This is a genomic window from Caulobacter sp. AVps18 (genome assembly GCF_058681425.1).
On record NZ_CM178737.1, the window covers coordinates 3,171,125 to 3,188,734 of the forward strand.

Here is a 17,610-nt window from a genome sequence, read left to right on the forward strand (position 1 = left end):
ATGCGTAAGCTTGGTCTGATCGCCGGCGGGGGCGCGCTGCCCGTCGAACTGGCGGCTCACTGCGAGGCCGCCGGACGTCCCTTCGCGGTGATGCGCCTGCGCAGCTTTGCTGACCCTGTCCTGACCCGATATCCCGGCGACGAGGTTGGGCTGGGCGAGTTTGGCAAGGTGTTCAAGGCTCTGAAGGCGCAGGGCTGCGAGGTGGTCTGCTTCGCCGGCACGGTCGAGCGGCCCGACTTCGCCGCCCTGATCCCCGACCTGCGCGGCGTCACGGTTATTCCCGGCCTGATCAAGGCCGCGCGCCAGGGCGACGACGCCTTGTTGCGTCGCGTTCTGCTGGAGTTCGAGAAAGAAGGCTTTGCCATCGAGGGCGCGCATGAGGTCGTCGGTGAGATGACCCTGCCGCTGGGCCCGCTGGGCGCACACGCTCCGCGCGCCCAAGACGCTTCGGACATCGAGCGTGCTCTGCTGGTGGCCCGCGAGATCGGCAAGCTGGACGTGGGGCAGGGGGCTGTGGTCTGCGAGGGCCTGGTGCTGGCGGTGGAGGCCCAGGAGGGCACCGACGCCATGCTGCGGCGGGTCGCCGACCTGCCTCAGGCTATTCGCGGCAGCGCTGAACAGCGTCGCGGCGTATTGGCCAAGGCCCCCAAGCCCATCCAGGAAACCAGGGTCGATCTGCCCACCATCGGCGTCGCCACCCTGCAACGCGCCGCGCGGGCGGGTCTGGCGGGTGTGGTCGGCGAGGCCGGTCGCCTGCTGGTGGTGGACCGCGAGGCGGTCATCGCCTGCGCCGACGATCTTGGCCTGTTCGTGCTGGGAGTCGAACCCCGGAGCCAGCCGTGAAGCGGCCCCTGGTCGTGATGCTGGTGGCGGCCGAGGCCTCGGGCGATGCGCTCGGCGCAGGCCTGGCCCGGGCGCTGAAGCAGGAACTGGGCGAGGATGCCGTTCGCTTCGTCGGCGTGGGCGGTGCCAAGATGGCGGTGGAGGGCGTGCACAGCCCCTTCGACATCGCCCAGCTGTCGATCATCGGCATCGTTGAGAGCCTGAAGGCCTATCCCCGGGCCATGGCGCGCTTGAAGGATACCCTGGCCCTGGCGGCGCGGGAAAAGCCCGACGTGGCGGTTCTGATCGATAGTTGGGGCTTCAACATCCGCCTGGCCCAGGCGCTGCGGCGCGCCAGTCCCGATCTGCCGCTGGTCAAGTATGTGGCCCCGCAGGTCTGGGCCTATCGCCCGGGGCGGGCACGCGCCCTGGCCAAGGCGGTCGACTTCCTGATGTCGATCCAGCCCATGGACAAGCCGTTCTTCGACGAGGCCCGCCTCGAGAACGTCTTCGTCGGCAATTCGGCCCTGGCCAAGAGCTTCGCCAAGGCCGATCCGGCCCGGCTGCGCGCCGCCATCGGCCTGACGCAAGACGAGCCGATTCTGCTGGTCCTGCCCGGCAGCCGGCCTTCGGAGATCGAGCGGGTCATGCCGGTGTTCGAGGACGCCGTGCGTCGCCTCAAGGACCAGCGCCCCGGTCTGGCCGTCGTGGTGCCGGCCGCGTCGACTGTAGTCGAGGCCGTGAGGGCGCGCGTCGCCGGCTGGCCGTTCCGCGCCCATGTGATCGAGGACGAGGCCCTGAAAGACGACGCCATGGTCGCCGGCACGGTGGCCCTGGCCTGCAGCGGCACGGTCACCACTGAACTGGCCTTGGCCGGATGCCCCATGGTGGTCGGCTATCGCACCGGGGCGATCACCTACGGCCTGCTGAAGCTGCTGTTCAAGCCGCGCTGGGTGACGCTGTTCAATATCGCAGCCGGGCACACGGTCGCACCGGAGCTTCTTCAAGGTGATCTCGAAGGCGCTGCCCTCGCTCGGGAAGTGGCGATGCGCCTTGACGATCCGCTGGCCCGCGCCGCGCAGATCGCGGCCCAGAACGCCGCCTTGGAGCAGATGGGACGCGGCATGCCTGATCCATCGCAGGCTGCAGCCCGGGCCCTGCTGGCCTTCATGGGCCGCGCGCGCCCAGGTCAGGTTTCCTAACCCACCGCGCGATCAAGGGCCTCGAACAGGTGTCTCACGTCGATGGGCTTGCTGACATGGTCGTCCATGCCGGCTGCCAGCAGGTCGGCAACCTGGTGGCTCATGGCACTAGCGGTGAGGGCGATAATCGGCGTGCGCGCCAGACCGCCTTCGGTCTCGCGCCGCCGGATCTCGCCCAGCGCCTTCAGGCCGTCCATCACTGGCATGTGGATGTCCATCAGGATGACGTCCCAGACCTGGTCGCTCCAGGCCTGAACGGCCTTGGCGCCGTCATCTACGATGACTGGATCGACCCCGGCCTGTTGCAGCATGGCGCGCAGCACCAGTTGGTTGACGGGATTGTCCTCGGCGGCCAGGATTTTCAGCGTCGACCGCGCCACCGGCGGCGTCTCAGCCTTGTCCGTCTGCGCGGAGGGTTCGATTTGGGCCAGCGGTTGCAAGGGCAGTTCCACCGTGAAGGTCGAGCCCCGGCCCGGGCGGCTCGTCACGGAGATTGTGCCCCCCATCAGCCCGCACAGTTCGCGGCAGATCGCCAGGCCCAGCCCTGCGCCGCCATGCTGTCGGGTTGTGGAGGCATCCAGTTGTACGAACCGACCAAACAGCTTTTCGTGCTGGTGTTCGGCAAATCCGGGTCCGGTATCGGTCACGAAGATCCGCACGCCGGTCGCACCGGGCGCCGCGCCCAGGGTGATGACACCCCTGGCCGTAAACTTGACGGCGTTGGACAGCAGATTGTGGATCACCTGGCGCAGGCGCCCAGGGTCGCCGCGATAGGCGCTGGCCAGCCCGTCAGAGATCTCGAGCTTCTGGACCAGACCCTTCTCTGTGGCCAGCATGGCGAAGGTCTGCTGGCTGCGGCCAAGCAGTTCGGCCAGGTCGAACGGGATGGACTCCAGCTCCAGCCGCCCAGCCTCGATCTTCGACAGGTCGAGCACGTCGTTGAGGATCGCCGTCAGGGCCTCACCTGATTCGCGCACGACCTTCAGCCGGTCGCGCTGCGCTTCTGACAGGGCGTCCAGTTCCATGACCTGCACCATACCCAGCACGCCGTTCAGCGGGGTACGGATCTCGTGGCTCATCGTGGCCAGGAAGGTGGTCTTGGCCTGGTTGGCAGCCTCGGCCTCGGCTTCCTTGTCGCGGGCCAGACTCAGGGCGGCGGCCATCTCGCGGTCGGCGCGTTCGCTATGGATGGCGTACTGGACCACATAGGTCAGGAAGGCCAGTGAGGCGACCATGGACAGCAGGGCCTGGTCGATGGGTGTGGTGGGGATGGCCAGGACGGCCGACGTCAGAATGATCAGCAGCAGGGCCAGGAATGAAGCGGCCCCGATGCGTCGGGAGATCACATATTCGGCGGTGCTGGAAAGCGCCACGGCGCCGAGCATGGCTGCGCCGGCGACTACAGAGGTGCGTGTGCCGTGCAGCACCAGCGCCACGGGCAGGGTGCAGTAAAGTCCCGTATACAGCACCGTGAAGGCGGCCAGCAGCACCTCGTGCCGAGGCTTGGGTTCGGTCTGTATCCCGACCCAGCGACAGATCAGATAGTTGATAGCGATCAGGAGCGAGACCCCGGCCAGCCAGGCGATCGGCGTCCCGGGGCCCAGCCAGATCGACGACCCGACAGCCGCCAGCAAGGTCATCGGCAGGATCGACATCAGGTCACGCCGGCGATGCCCGACAATGTCGGTCCAGCGCATCGATCCTCGGCCGCTGTTCACTGTGAAGCACTCCTGCACGCATACCGGGATGACATTGTAGTTACTACTGAACCATGAAGCCCGCGTCGCCATCCATTCGGCTTGACTGGCGCTGCTCGCGGTTTGGCGTAGGGTTGCTGCATTCTTCACGGTCCGCAGCCTGGCTGGAGACTGCACGTCTTGGCGATTGATCCTGCAGCGCCGCTCACGCCCGTTCATCCCGTCCTCTCGGCCGTCGGGACGCCGGCTGATTCGGCTGCCGCCCTTCTGGCCCGCGCCCGGGCGGCTCTGACCGAGGGCGTGGCGACCCTGGGCGAGATGATCGACGGGACCAGCGGGGTCGATGATGCCGCCAGAGCGATCGCGAAAAGCTCGACTGGCCAGGCGGCGCACGGCGCAGCGGAGACGCCGACCGTTCCGATTCCAGATCGGCTTGTCGCCGCAGTACGGGCAGTGGTGGCCCAGGCGGCACCGCGTCAGGCGGGTCTCGCGCCTCTGATGGCCGACCTCGTGGTGGCGCTGGACAGGCCCGATACGCCGCCGTCGGTGCGTCAGGCCGCCCGGACCCTGCTCGACCGGGCGGTGCCGGCCGATGCCCCCGTCACGTCCGCCGTCCTGCGCGAGGCCGTGCGGCGCTCGGGGACGTTTCTGGAATCGGATCTGGCGCGCAATCTTGCGCCCGATCGCGCTTCGCCTGCGCCGGCGCCGCCGCGTGACATGAAGGCCGCGCTGCTGGTCTTCAGGGCGGTTGTATCGACCTGGCTGGCCGAGGTGCCGCCCCCGGCGCCGGACGCGCCAGACCCCGGTCCGGCCAAATCGGGCCTCGCCTTGTCGTCCGCTCCGGCCGGGGCTGCGCCTGCCGGGCAAGCAACGACCCATCCGGGGTCTGGGTTGGCTACCGACACCCCGTTTGAGCCCACGACTGTAGCGGCCCGCCCCGGCGGCGGCGCGCCGCCATCGCAGCCGCCGCCAACGCCGCCGCCAACGCCCTCGTTGCAGCCACTGGCGAACAAGCCGGTTTCAGCCCCTGCGTCGAACGCATCGCCCGGCGCTGTATCCACCTCGATGGTGGCCAGCAACGAAGCTGCGCCCTTGGTCTCTGGACCGGATGAGCCTCAGCCGACGCTGCCGGCCCGGTCGCTCGCGCCGCCGCCGCCCGCCTCGCCGCCAATGGCGACGGTCACGGGACCTGCGCCCCCGCCGGGGGCGGCTCCTCCAGCCGCCGCCATGATGCTGATGGTCGGGATGATCGAGGAGGAGCCCCTGGCTGACCTGCCTGCGGCATACGCCGGCAGGCCGAAGCCGGATGATGCGTCCGCGCCGGGGATCAGGCCCGCGTCAAGACCGCCGCCGCCCTATGCCGGCGGTCCAACTACGGCCCAGCCGGTTGCCGCTTCCGACCTGCGAGACGATACCCCGCCGCTTGTTCTGGCACGGCGGCTCCTGGCGGATGTCAGCGGCGCCATCGCCCGTCAGGAACTGCTGCAGGTCGCCTCCCTGCCCGAGGGGCGCGCCGACCCGGAGCGACCGGCCGAGGCACGGCCGACCCGCGTTGTGATCGACCTGCCGTTCCAGACCCCGCAGGGCGTGGCCGTGGCCCAGTTCGAGATCAGCCGCGATAGCGGCGGCGGCGGAGCCTCGGGCGGCGGCGAGGTCGAACGCACATGGCGGGCGCGCTTCTCGCTGGATGTCGAGCCGCTGGGGCCGGTCCATGTGCAGGTGGCCCTGACGGGCGTCCAGACCCGCGTCAGCTTGTGGGCCGAACGTCCTGAGTCGATGGCGCGCCTGCAGGCGGGGGAGGAGACGTTGAGCGCCGCCCTGCGCCAGGCCGAACTGACGCCGGAGGTCGCCTTCCATGCCGGCGTGCCACACACCGCGCCCAGCGCGCCAGGGCGTTTCGTGGATCGCGCCTCGTGACCGGGCCCCTGGGACCCGTGCGGCCCCGCATCGCCGTCGCCCTGCACTATGACGGCGCGGATGCCCCGCGCGTGGTGGCCTCGGGCCAGGGCTGGATCGGCGAGAAGATTGTCGAGACCGCGCGCGAGCACGGCGTGCCCATCGAGGAGAACGCCGCCCTGGCCCAGGCCCTGTCGACGATCGAGATCGACGAGGAAATTCCCGAGGCCCTGTATCGCGCCGTCGCCGAGATCCTCAGCTTTTTGCTAAGGCCCTGAGCCCCGGAAAAGAAAAGGCCCCGTCTTGCGACGGGGCCTTGCTTGATCAGGCAAAGCCGAGGGCTTAGCCGCGGGTTTCGACCGGGGCGTAGTCGCGCTGCGTGGCACCGGTATAGAGCTGGCGCGGGCGGCCGATCTTGCGCGAGGGATCCTCGAACATTTCCTTCCACTGGCTGATCCAGCCCACGGTGCGGGCCAGGGCGAACAGCACGGTGAACATGTTGGTCGGGAAGCCCATCGCCCGCAGGGTGATGCCCGAATAGAAATCGATGTTCGGATAGAGCTTGCGGTCGATGAAGTAGGGATCGCTGAGGGCGACCTTTTCCAGCTCCATGGCCACCTGCAGCAGGGGATCGTTGATGCCCAGCTGTTCCAGGACCTCGTAGCAGGTCTTCTGCATGACCTTGGCGCGTGGGTCGAAGTTCTTGTACACGCGGTGGCCAAAGCCCATCAGCTTGTACTTCTTGTCTTTCACGCCCTGCACATAGGCGGGGATGTTCTCGACCGTGCCGATTTCCTCGAGCATCTCGAGGGCTTCCTGGTTGGCGCCGCCATGCGACGGGCCCCACAGGCAGGCGATGCCGGCGGCGATACAGGCGAACGGGTGAGCGCCCGACGAACCGGCCAGACGGACGGTCGAGGTCGAGGCGTTCTGCTCGTGGTCAGCGTGCAGGATGAAGATGCGGTCCATGGCGCGCGTCAGGACGGGGTTGGGAACCCAGTCCTCGGCCGGCACCGAGAAGCACATGCGCAGGAAGTTTTCCGAATAGCTCAGCTCGTTGCGCGGCGTCACGAACGGACGGCCGACGCTGTACTGGAAGGCGCGCGCGGCGATGGTCGGCATCTTGGCGATCAGGCGATGGGCGCTGATCTCGCGTTGCTTGGGGTCATCGACGTTCAGGCTGTCGGCATAGAAGGCCGACAGGGCACCGACCGCGCCGGTCATGATCGCCATCGGGTGGGCGTCGCGGCGGAAGCCCTGGAAGAAGCTGTCGAACTGGGCGTGCAACATCGTGTGATAGGTGATGTTGTGCTCGAACTTGGCGAATTCGGCGGCCGTGGGCAGTTCGCCGTTCAGCAGCAGGTGGCAGACCTCGAGGAACGAGGACTTTTCGGCCAGTTGGTCGATCGGATAGCCGCGGTGCAGCAAAACGCCGGCATCGCCGTCGATATAGGTGATCTTGCTCTCGCAGGATGCGGTCGAGGTGAAACCCGGATCGAAGGTGAAGTGGTCGCTGTCGCCATAGAACTTCCGGACATCAACAACGTCGGGACCCGTGCTGCCCTTGAGGATCGGCAGGTCGTAGCTCTTGTCGCCGATCGTCAGCGTGGCTTTATCGGTCATGCGGGAAACCCCTTCATCGATGGAACGAGCAGTCCAAGTTTCATTTCGCGAGTGCGTTATAGCGCCTCATGCGCGCACAGCCAGCGCGTCGTCAAGGCGGCCAAGACTCTCTTCGCGACCCAGGGCGGTCATGATCTTGTTGAGGTCGGGCGCCTGCGACCCACCGGTGAGGATGCCGCGCAGCGACGGGCCGAACTTGCCAAAGCCCACGCCCTCGGATTCTGCGAAGGATTTCAACAGTGTACCCAGCTCGTCGACCTCCCAGGTTGGGGTCTGGGCCAGGCGATCGCGCAGGCGTGCCAGCCGCTCGACGGTCTCGGGCAGCAGTTGCTTGACTGTCTTTTCCTCAAGCGTCACCGGGCGGATTTTCAGCGCGAATGCGCAATGCTCGGCCAGTTCGAGGATGGTCTTGGCACCTTCCTTGACCTGCGGGACCACGGCCAGCAGCCGAGCGAGCGCATCGGCCGGCAGGCTGGTACCCTGGGCCTGCAGCGCCTTCAGGGTCAGGTCGGCCAGGCGCGCGTCGTCGGCGACCCGCAGGTGCTGGCTGTTGATGTGGTTCAGCTTGGCCCAGTCCAGTCGGGCGGGCGCCTTGACCACGTCCTTGACGTCGAACCAGTCGATGGCCTGGGCGTCGTTGAACACCTCGTCGTCGCCGTGGCCCCAGCCCAGCCGGGCCAGGTAGTTGCGCAGGCCTTCGGGGATATAGCCCATGTCGGCGAACTCGCCGACCGCCTGGGCACCGTGGCGCTTGGACAGCTTGGCACCGTCGGGGCCGTGGATCAGCGGGATGTGGGCGAAGGCCGGCAGGTCCCAGTCCATCGCCTGATAGATCAGGGTCTGGCGAGCGGCGTTGTTCAGATGGTCGTCGCCCCGGATCACGTGGGTGACGCCCATGTCGTGGTCATCGACCACCACGGCGAGGTTATAGGTCGGCGCACCGTCGGCACGCAGCAGCACCAGGTCATCGAGATCGGTGTTCTTGAACGTTACCGGACCCTTGACCAGGTCATCGACCAGGGTCTCGCCGTCGGCGGGGCCCTTGAAGCGGATCACGTGCGGCGCAGACGGGTCGGCCGGCGGCGGGGCGTCGCGCCAGGGCGAGCGGATGGCGTGGCCTTCGGCGCGGGCCTTCTCGCGGGCGACCTCAAGCTCCTCGACGCTCATCCAGCAGCGATAGGCGCGTCCGCGCTCCAGCAGTTGTTGAACAACCTCGGCATGACGCGGCGCGCGGGTGTGCTGGAACACGGGTTCCTCGTCGGAGGTCAGGCCCAGCCAGTCCAGGCCTTCGAAAATTGCGGCGACGGCGGCCTCGGTCGAGCGCTCACGGTCGGTGTCTTCAACGCGAAGAAGGAACTTCCCACCCGTATGGCGTGCATATAACCAGTTGAACAGCGCGGTGCGTGCGCCGCCGATGTGCAGGAAGCCGGTGGGCGAGGGTGCAAAGCGCGTGACGACGGCGCGGTCGGTGGGGGAGGGGTTCGACATCGAACTCAATGCTGAAAAGCTGGACGCCGCCGAGACGGCCGGGATCGCGCGCCGGGGCGCAGCGTTTGCGGCGCGTCTTAGCACGGCGTTTCGGGCGCGGCCTAGCCCGGCGGCGATGTTCCGCGCCGGGCGCGATCAGGTGGACGCCAATCTGGACCGCTGGGTGCTGTGGAGTCCGGTCTGGTTCGGCTTGGGCGCCGCCGCCTATCTGAACGCGCCGGTCGAACCGCCTCTGGTCCTAATGGCTGGTCTGGCCCTGGTTGCAGCGATTGCGGCGTTGCTGGCGCGCCGGTCGGTTTCGCGCTTCCTGGTGGTCGTGACCGCCCTGCTGGCCTTTGGCGCGGGGGGCGGCCTGGCGGGCAAGATTCGCAGCGACAGGGTGGCCGCGCCGGTCATCGACGGTGAGCGCGCGCCGCGCCGCGTCGAGGGTTTCGTCGTCGATGTGGTCAGTCCCGGAGCCGGCGGGCCGCGCCTGCTGATCGCTCCCGTCTGGATCTCAGGCCTTTCGCCCGAACAAACGCCAAGGCGAATCCGCGTCACCGTCGATCCCTATCAGGTGCCCGATCCCGGAGATCCGATCCGGCTGAGGGCGATTCTGGGTCCGCCGCCGCCGCCCGCTGCGCCAGGTTCCTACGACTTTGCCCGCGACGCCTGGTTCGACGCAGTGGGGGCGGTTGGCTTCTCGCTGGGCGATCTGCAGCCGGTTCGCCTGGAGCCGCCGCCCTGGCGTCTGCGTCTGACCCTGGTGATCAACGCCTTTCGCTGGCGGCTGGCCGAGCGGATCCTGGGCCAGATGGGGCCGCAAAGCGGCGGCATCGGCGCGGCAATGGTCACGGGGCATGAGGCCTGGATCACGCCCGAGCAGACCGAGGCGATGCGTGCGTCGGGCCTGGCGCATATCCTGTCGATCTCGGGCCTGCACATGGCCATCGTCGGCGGCTTCGTGTTTGGCCTGGCCAGGCTGTCCATCGCCGCCTGGCCCTGGCTGGCCCTGCGCGCGCCGGGCAAGAAGATCGCCGCCGTCGCCGGCCTCGCGGCCGTGATCGGCTATCTGGTGATCTCGGGCGCGCCGCCGCCGGCCGAGCGCGCGGCGATTACCGCCTGTGTCGCCTTCGCCGCCATCCTGTTCGACCGTCAGGCTGTCACCCTGCACGGCCTGGCCCTGGCGGCGCTGATCATTCTGGTCATGCAGCCCGAGGCGGCGGGCGCGCCGGGCTTCCAGATGTCGTTCGCCGCCACCGCCGCCCTGATCGCCCTGGCCGAGGCCTGGCCGCGTCCGATCCGGGAACTGGCCGTGCCCTGGCCCATCCGGGCCATCCAGGCCGCCGTCGGCTGGTTGGCGGTCAGCGTCGGGGCCAGCTTTGTGGCAGGCCTGGCGACAGGGCCCTTCGCCATGCAGCACTTCAACCGTGTGGCCGTCTGGGGGCTGCCCGCCAATCTGATCGTCGCGCCGCTGTCGTCGTTCGTCATCATGCCGTTCCTGGCCCTGGGGACGGCCCTGGAGGGGCTGGGCTGGGGCGGGCCGTTCCTGCGGATCGCCGGGTGGGGCGTCGACGCCATGGTCGCCGTGGCCCGGCAGTTCGAATCCCTCGGCGGCCAGGCCGTCGTCGCCAGCGCGCCGTCCTTCACCCTGGTCGTCGCCTTTGTCGGGGTGATGTTGCTTTGCCTGTGGCAGGGACGGCTGAGATGGCTGGGTCTGCCCCTGGCCATGGCCGTGCTGGTCTGGCCCCGTCCGCCGGCTCCGCAGATCTGGGTCGCAGCGGACGGCTCGGCCGCCGCCGTGCGCCGCGAGGGTGACGCCATCGCCCTGCGACCCGACGCCCGCCGGTTCGGCGTGGAGCTGTGGGCGCGCCGTCGTGGTCTGAGCCTGACCGATGGAGGGGATTTCATCTGCGACCGCTGGACCTGCCGTCCCGGACCGGGCGCGGCGGCACCACTGTCGCTGTCCTGGACGCGCAGCAGTCCACAGGGCGAGGCCCTGGCCCTGCTGTGTCGCGACGCCGAGGTCGTGGTTCTGCGCGGCCCGACCCCGCCGTCCATGCCGCGCGCCTGCGCGGGACGGGTAATGCTGACGGCCGGAGACTTCATGGCCGGCGGCGCGGCCGAGCTCTATCGCCGAGACGGCGGCTGGTGGGTGGTCTGGGCCCAGCCCCTGCGGGGCCGGCGGCCGTGGTCTGCGCCCTGAGCGATCAGGGCCCCTGAGCCCCAGGAACCAGCGGTTTATGTACTTCGCGGAGAACCAGACCTTAGAATCCCTCAGGCCAAGCGGCCACGCTGGCCTGCAGGTCGTCGGTTTTCGCCTATCGAAGCCGGAACGCGACAGGCGCGATCCGGCACGGGGCCTTAGTCTTCCGACCGCGCCTTGGCCAGCTTGGGCGGGGCGCGCATAAGGAAGGCGGGGGTGTCGGAGCCGAAGCCGATCACGCGACGGTCATCGTCGTCCTCGCGGCCCCGGACGGGCTGGACGCCACGAACGGGCTGGGCCGGACGGGTGTCGCGCTCGGGGCGCGCATCCCGCTCTGGCCGGGCTTCGCGCTCAGGACGGGCCTCACGCTCTGCGCGTTCGGGACGCGCTTCGCGCTCTGTACGCTCGGGACGCGCTTCGCGCTGGGCGCGCGGCTCGCGTTCGGCGCGGGGTTCGCGCTCGGGGCGGCTGCGTTCGCGGGGCGTGGCGGCGACAGGCGCGGCGTCTGCGGTTTCGACCGGCACGGCGGCCTCGGTACGCGGGGCGCGTTCGGCCTTGTCGCCACGCGGCTTGCGTTCGCGACGACCACGCGGAGCGCGTTCCTCGCGGGCTTCCACGGGAGCGTCGGGAGCTTCGCCCGCCACCACTTCGGCTGCGGCATCCGTCGCAGGAGCCTCGGCTTCGATCTCGCGGACGCGCGATCCACGGCCGCCACGGGCCGAGCGTTCGCCCGACTCGCGCTCGCCGCCGCGATCACGGCTGGGCGGCGCACCGCGACCGCCACGCTTCTTCTCGCCATCGCGATGGACGGTGACCGCCTGCGAGTAGTCGAGCTCGAGCTTTTCTTCGTCCGGAGTCGAGCCGATCAGCTTGACGACCTTGTCGAAACCCTTGTCGTCGGCCGGGGTGACCAGCATGTAGGTGATGCCCGAGCGCCCGGCGCGGCCGGTGCGGCCGATACGGTGCACATAGTCGTCGGCATGGTGCGGGACGTCATAGTTGAAGACGTGGCTGACGGCCGGGATGTCCAGACCGCGCGCGGCGACGTCGGAGGCCACCAGGATCTTCAGCGAGCCGTCGCGGAAGGCCGCAAGGGTCTTCATGCGCTGGCTCTGATCCAGGTCACCGTGGATCGCGGCGGCGTCGAAGCCATGCGAGCGCAGCGACTTGGCGACCACATCGACCTCGGTCTTGCGGTTGCAGAACACGATGCCGGTCTCGATCTGGGCCTTCTCGATCAGGGCCCGCAGCGCCAGGCGCTTGGCCTTGGGATCGGAGGAGGGCACCTTGACCAGCAGCTGGGTGATGTTCTCGTTGGTCGTCGCCGGGCGCGCCGCCTCGATCCGCACGGGATCCTTGAGGAACTGCTTGGTCAGGCGGGTGATTTCCGGCGGCATGGTCGCCGAGAAGAACAGCGTCTGCTTCTTGGGCGGCGTCATCTTGAAGATGCGCTCGATGTCCGGAATGAAGCCCATGTCCAGCATGCGGTCGGCTTCGTCGACGACCAGGAACTGCACGCCGGTCATCAGCAGCTTGCCGCGCTCGAAATGGTCGAGCAGGCGGCCGGGGGTGGCGATCAGCACGTCGACGCCGCGATCCAGCTTCTTTTCCTGGTCGCCGAACGACACGCCGCCGATCAGCAGCGCCCAGGAGAGCTTGGTGCCCTTGGCGTACTTTTCGAAGCTGGAAGCGACCTGGTCGGCCAGTTCGCGGGTCGGCGCGATGACCAGGGCGCGCGGCATGCGCGCCTTGGCGCGGCCGGTCATCAGCTTGTCGATCAGGGGGAGGGTAAAGGCGGCGGTCTTGCCGGTGCCGGTCTGGGCGATGCCCAGAACGTCCTGTCCTGCCAGGGCGACCGGGATCGCTGCGGCTTGAATGGGGGTGGCCGTCGTATAGCCGGTGTCTGCGACCGCTTGCAGGGTCGTGGGCGACAGCCCGAGTTCGGAAAATTCTGTCATGTCATTCTGGCTGAAATTCAGAGCCACCCGGTTTTGGGCGAACGGGTGGCGCGGATTCGCCTGACCTGCTCCGAAGTTTGGGATCAATAGGCGTAAGCTGTGGAAAGTCAATTGAACTCAGGGTTGCGGCCTTGCTAACTCTTGCCCACGTCGTGGAGATCCAGGTGCCTGGTCCGGTGAAAAGAACGTTCTTCGTGACGCTTGTCCTGGCACTGATCACCGGCGGGTCAGCAGCCTTTGCGGCCGTCGAGGTTACGCCCTGTGAGGGGCGCTACCTGGCGGGGAGAGCGATACCCAAACAGGTCGAGCATTGGGTTTGCGCCGATCCCGCCCTCGCAGCACTTGAGCGCGCCGTCTTCAAGACCTTCGTCGATGGCCGCAAGGCCGACGAGTGGAGCACAATCGGCGACGAGGACGATCTCCGGATTGAACTCGAGAAGTGCCGGGACGCTCAATGTGTTCGCTATCGCTACCAGGGCCGTCTTGATGAAGTGGCGCAAGGCACACCTTTCCCATTGTCGCATGGAAAGGCACTTCGCCGTGTTGGCCATGGTCCGCGTGCGACGATCTGGAGCCGCGATTTGGGCGGTGGCTGGCGCCTCTTCAAATTCGAGATCGACAATGGGCCCCTCCCGGAATCGCCTCCGGGCAGCGGTTACGTGCCGGGTTTCTATGAGGGGCTAGAGATGTTCGTCGCCGAGACGGTGGACGGCAAGACGCGCTATCGGCGTTCCGAAGGGCACGGTTTTGACATCGAGATCCGAAAGAATGGATCTTGGACGATCACGCAAATTGGCGAATGTGAGTGCGGCGGCGGCCTCAGCTATACCGGCATCTATCGCTGAGCATCGCTAGCGTCCGGGAGCAGGGCACTCTATATCCGCCCGCACATGACCATCGATCACGACTCCCGCCTTCGGCGGCTTCGGTTCCGCGCCTGGCATCGCGGGTTTCGGGAAGCGGACCTCATCCTGGGGCCGTTTGCGGACAACCGTGCCCAGAACCTGACGCCGGAACAGCTGGATACGCTTGAAGCGCTGCTGGAGAACCCTGATCGCGAGATCTATGCCTGGATCGTCGGTCAGGAGGCCACGCCTGCCGAGTTCGAGACCGACGTGTTGGCCATGATCCGCGAATTCCGGTTCGAGGCCCATGCCGTGCGCCCCATCGGCGACGGCGCGTAAGAGGGTCTCATGGCCTACGACGCCAAGCAGATCGCCAAGGCCGCCGGCGGCCTGACCCTGGCCGGCGCGCCTGAGGGCTTCGACGCCCTGGTGATGGCCGATATCGCCCGTGCGCGCGGCGGGCTGACCGCTTTCGTCGCCCGCGACACCGCCCGCGCCAGCGCCTTCATCGAGGCCCTGAAGTTCTTTGCGCCCGAGATCGAGGCCGTGCTGTTCCCCTCGTGGGACTGCCTGCCCTATGACCGGGTCGGCCCCTCGGCGGGGGTTGCGGCCCAGCGCATGGCCACTCTGTCGCGTCTGGCGCGCGGTCTGGGTACTGCCAAGCCGGCCATGCTGGTGATCGCCGCGCCGGCCCTGCTGCAACGCGTGCCCGACAAGAGCGTGCTGATGCGCGCCAGCTATTCGGCCAAGGTCGGAAACAGCGTCGATATCAAGGACCTGGAGCGCTATTTCGCCGTCAACGGCTATACCCGCGCCTCCACCGTGTCGGAAAAGGGCGAGTTTGCGATCCGGGGCGGCGTCATCGACGTCTATCCCTCGGCCGCCGAAGAGCCCGTGCGGCTGGACCTGTTCGGCGACACGCTGGAGAGCATCCGCGCCTTTGATCCCGAAACCCAGCGCTCGACCAAGCAGCTGAAGGAAATCGATCTGCTGCCGGTCAGTGAGGCCCTGCTGGACGCTGACGGCATCTCGCGGTTCCGCCGGGGCTATGTGGCGACCTTCGGGGCGCCGGGCGACGACGCGCTCTACAACACCGTCAGCGAAGGCGGGCGCCGCGCCGGGCTGGAGCACTGGCTGCCGCTGTTCTACGAGCGCATGGCGACTCTGTTCGACTACCTGCCGGCCGGCGCGCTGGTGGGCGTGGATCACCAGGCCAGCGAGGCCCGCGACGAGCGGCTGGCGATGATCGCCGACGCCTATGACGCCCGCGCCAGCGCCGACCGCAAGGCGGCCTATCGCCCGCTGGACCCCAAGGCCCTGTATCTGACCGCCCCGGAGTGGGACCAGGCGCTGGGCGACCGGCCCCATCGCCAGTTCACGCCCTTCCAGCCCCAGGGCCTGGATGTGGTCGATATGGGTGCCAAGATCGGCCGGGTCTTTGCCGCCGAACGGGCCCAGGACAGCGTCAACCTGTTCGAGGCCACCAGCGACCACGCCAAGGCCCTGGCCGCCGCCGGCAAGCGCGTGCTGTTCGCCTCGTGGTCGGAAGGCTCGTCCGAGCGTCTCGGGACCATGCTGGCCGATCATGGCCTGACCAAGATCCCCTATGCCGCCTACTGGCAGGCCGCCAAGGCGGCCGATCCCAAGACGCCGCAGCGCGCTGTGCTGCCGCTGGACAACGGCTTTGAGACCGAAAACCTGGCGGTCATTTCAGAGACCGACATCCTGGGCGACCGCCTGGCGAGGCCGCGCAAGAAGCGCCGCGCCGCCAATTTCCTGGCCGAAGCCAGCGCCCTGACGCCGGGCGACCTGGTGGTCCATATCGACCATGGCATCGGCCGCTATGCCGGGCTCAAGACGCTGGACGTGCAGGGCGCGCCTCACGACTGCCTTGACCTGCAATATGGCGGCGAGGCCAAGCTCTATCTGCCAGTCGAGAACATCGACCTTTTGACCCGCTACGGGACCGACGGCGAGAACGTGCAGCTGGACAAGCTGGGCGGGGCTGCCTGGCAGGGGCGCAAGGCCAAGGCGAAAGAGCGCCTGCGGGTCATGGCCGAGGGCCTGATCCAGATCGCCGCCGCCCGCCAGCTGAAGTCGGTCGAAGAAACCGACGCGCCGCAAGGCGTGTTCGACGAGTTCTGCGCCCGCTTCCCCTACGAGGAAACCGACGATCAGCTGTCGGCCATCGCCGATGTGCTCAGCGATCTGGGCTCGGGCAGGCCGATGGACCGCCTGATCTGCGGCGACGTGGGCTTCGGCAAGACCGAGGTGGCCCTGCGCGCCGCCTTCGTGGTGGCGATGAGCGGCAAGCAGGTGGCCATCGTCTGCCCGACCACCCTGCTGGCCCGCCAGCACTACAAGACCTTCAAGGAGCGCTTCCAGGGCTGGCCGGTCAAGGTGACGCGCCTGTCGCGCCTGGTCACCGGCAAGGAAGCCGCCGAGACTCGCGAAGGCCTGGCCAATGGCCAGCTGGAGATCGTGGTCGGCACCCACGCCATTCTGTCCAAGCAGGTCTCGTTCAAGGACCTGGGTTTGGTCATCGTCGACGAGGAGCAGCACTTCGGGGTCAAGCACAAGGAGAAGCTGAAAGAGCTTCGCGCCGACGTGCACATGCTGACCCTGACCGCCACGCCCATCCCGCGCACCCTGCAGATGGCGCTTAGCGGCATTCGGGAGATGTCGATCATCGCCACGCCGCCGGTCGATCGCCTGGCGGTGCGCACCTATATCAGCCCGTTCGACCCGGTGACCCTGCGCGAGGCCCTGCTGCGCGAGAAGTATCGCGGCGGCCAGGCCTATTACGTGGTGCCGCGCATCAAGGACCTGGAGGAGATCGAGAAGTTCCTCCGCACCCAGGTGCCCGAGGTGAAGTATGTGGTCGGCCACGGCCAGATGGCTCCGACCCAGCTGGAAGACGTGATGACGGCCTTCTACGAGGGCCAGTACGACGTGCTGCTTGCGACCACTATCGTGGAAAGTGGGCTGGATATTCCGTCGGCCAACACGCTGATCGTCCACCGCGCTGACATGTTCGGCCTGGCGCAGCTGTATCAGATCCGCGGCCGGGTCGGGCGCTCCAAGGCCCGGGCCTATGCCTATCTGACCACGCCCAACGAGAAGACCATCACCCTGTCGGCCGAAAAGCGCTTGCAGGTGCTGCAGTCGCTGGACAGCCTGGGGGCCGGCTTCCAGTTGGCCAGCCACGACCTGGATCAGCGCGGCGGCGGCAATCTGCTGGGCGACGAGCAGAGCGGCCACATCAAGGAAATCGGCGTCGAGCTGTATCAGCAGATGCTGGAAGACGCCGTCGCCGAGCTGCGCCAGCGCCAGGGCGCCGAGGCCCTGCTGGAGGATCGTGGCTGGTCGCCGCAGATCAACACCGGCGCCGCCGTGATGATCCCGGACGAGTATGTGCCGGACCTGAATGTGCGCCTGTCGCTGTATCGCCGCCTGTCGGAAGCCGAAAAGTCCGCCGACCGCGAAGCCCTGGCCGCCGAACTGATCGACCGCTTCGGCCCGCTGCCGCCCGAGACCGACTCCTTGCTCAAGGTCGTGGCCATCAAGGGCCTGTGCCGCGAGGCCAATGTCGCCAAGATCGACGTCGGCCCCAAGGGCGCGGTGGCCAGCTTCCGCAACGACACCTTCGCCAATCCGCTGGCCCTGGTGCAGTTCGTGGCCAAGAACAACATCGTCTGGAAGGTGCGTCCCGACCAGAAGGTGGTGATCAAGGGCGAGTGGGACACGCCGGCCCAGCGGCTGGATGCGGCCGAGAAGATCCTCAGTCAGCTGTCGAAATTGGCAAAGACCTAAATCCCGCTGCGGGCTGTCCGGGCAGGCCGGCAAGGTGCAGACGCACGTTCGGCTGGAAGCGCTGGCGATGAAGTGAAATAA

At 68.0% G+C, this 17,610-nt stretch carries 12 protein-coding genes; 8 read left to right on the top strand and 4 right to left on the bottom strand.

The features are described from left to right. Nucleotides 1-843, top strand: a complete 843-nt coding sequence (lpxI, locus tag ACW179_RS14435) for a UDP-2,3-diacylglucosamine diphosphatase (RefSeq protein ID WP_492060170.1) — start codon at nucleotides 1-3, stop codon at nucleotides 841-843. Next, complete coding sequence (gene lpxB / locus ACW179_RS14440; RefSeq protein WP_492060171.1) at nucleotides 840-2,024, top strand: lipid-A-disaccharide synthase; 1,185 nt, start codon at nucleotides 840-842, stop codon at nucleotides 2,022-2,024. Before lpxI ends, lpxB begins: the two co-directional genes overlap by 4 nt. On the opposite strand, the gene ACW179_RS14445 is transcribed toward lpxB, so the two are convergent. After that, nucleotides 2,021-3,742, bottom strand: a complete 1,722-nt coding sequence (locus ACW179_RS14445; RefSeq protein WP_492060172.1) for an ATP-binding protein — start codon at nucleotides 3,740-3,742, stop codon at nucleotides 2,021-2,023. The genes lpxB and ACW179_RS14445 overlap by 4 nt on opposite strands. Nucleotides 3,743-3,901: 159 nt before the next feature. Between ACW179_RS14445 and fliK the strand changes: the two genes are divergently transcribed. Both fliK and ACW179_RS14455 read left to right on the top strand, forming a co-directional pair. Beyond that, the gene (fliK, locus tag ACW179_RS14450; protein WP_492060173.1) at nucleotides 3,902-5,638 is read left to right on the top strand and encodes a flagellar hook-length control protein FliK; all 1,737 of its coding nucleotides are present in this window, start codon (nucleotides 3,902-3,904) and stop codon (nucleotides 5,636-5,638) included. Next, on the top strand, nucleotides 5,635-5,895 hold the full coding sequence (locus ACW179_RS14455) for an EscU/YscU/HrcU family type III secretion system export apparatus switch protein (protein ID WP_492060174.1): 261 nt from the start codon (nucleotides 5,635-5,637) through the stop codon (nucleotides 5,893-5,895). The genes fliK and ACW179_RS14455 overlap by 4 nt, the downstream gene beginning before the upstream one ends. A gap of 64 nt (nucleotides 5,896-5,959) precedes the next feature. Here ACW179_RS14455 and gltA read toward each other — a convergent pair whose 3' ends face one another. Then, nucleotides 5,960-7,240: a citrate synthase gene (gltA, locus tag ACW179_RS14460; protein ID WP_492060175.1), complete on the bottom strand. Its 1,281-nt coding sequence runs from the start codon at nucleotides 7,238-7,240 to the stop codon at nucleotides 5,960-5,962. 66 nt (nucleotides 7,241-7,306) lie between these two features. Next, nucleotides 7,307-8,728 (bottom strand): glutamate--tRNA ligase, encoded by a 1,422-nt coding sequence (gene gltX, locus ACW179_RS14465; RefSeq protein ID WP_492060176.1) that lies wholly within the window; start codon nucleotides 8,726-8,728, stop codon nucleotides 7,307-7,309. A 115-nt stretch (nucleotides 8,729-8,843) separates the two neighbouring features. On the opposite strand from gltX, the gene ACW179_RS14470 reads away from it, so the two are divergent. Next, entirely contained in the window at nucleotides 8,844-10,913 is a 2,070-nt protein-coding gene (locus ACW179_RS14470; protein WP_492064321.1) for a ComEC/Rec2 family competence protein, read from the top strand. Nucleotides 10,914-11,071: 158 nt separating this feature from the next. Here the strand turns inward: ACW179_RS14470 and ACW179_RS14475 are convergent, their stop codons facing one another. Further along, entirely contained in the window at nucleotides 11,072-12,871 is a 1,800-nt protein-coding gene (locus tag ACW179_RS14475) for a DEAD/DEAH box helicase (protein WP_492060177.1), read from the bottom strand. A 194-nt stretch (nucleotides 12,872-13,065) separates the two neighbouring features. Between ACW179_RS14475 and ACW179_RS14480 the strand changes: the two genes are divergently transcribed. From ACW179_RS14480 to mfd, 3 genes are read left to right on the top strand one after another with little or no spacing between them, the layout of a single operon-like run. Further along, nucleotides 13,066-13,716: a lysozyme inhibitor LprI family protein gene (locus ACW179_RS14480; protein ID WP_492060178.1), complete on the top strand. Its 651-nt coding sequence runs from the start codon at nucleotides 13,066-13,068 to the stop codon at nucleotides 13,714-13,716. A 45-nt stretch (nucleotides 13,717-13,761) separates the two neighbouring features. Next, a complete protein-coding gene (locus tag ACW179_RS14485) occupies nucleotides 13,762-14,055 on the top strand; it encodes an FAD assembly factor SdhE (RefSeq protein ID WP_492060179.1) in 294 nt (97 codons plus the stop codon). A gap of 9 nt (nucleotides 14,056-14,064) precedes the next feature. After that, nucleotides 14,065-17,529 (top strand): transcription-repair coupling factor, encoded by a 3,465-nt coding sequence (gene mfd / locus ACW179_RS14490; protein ID WP_492060180.1) that lies wholly within the window; start codon nucleotides 14,065-14,067, stop codon nucleotides 17,527-17,529. Nucleotides 17,530-17,610 lie beyond the last annotated feature (81 nt).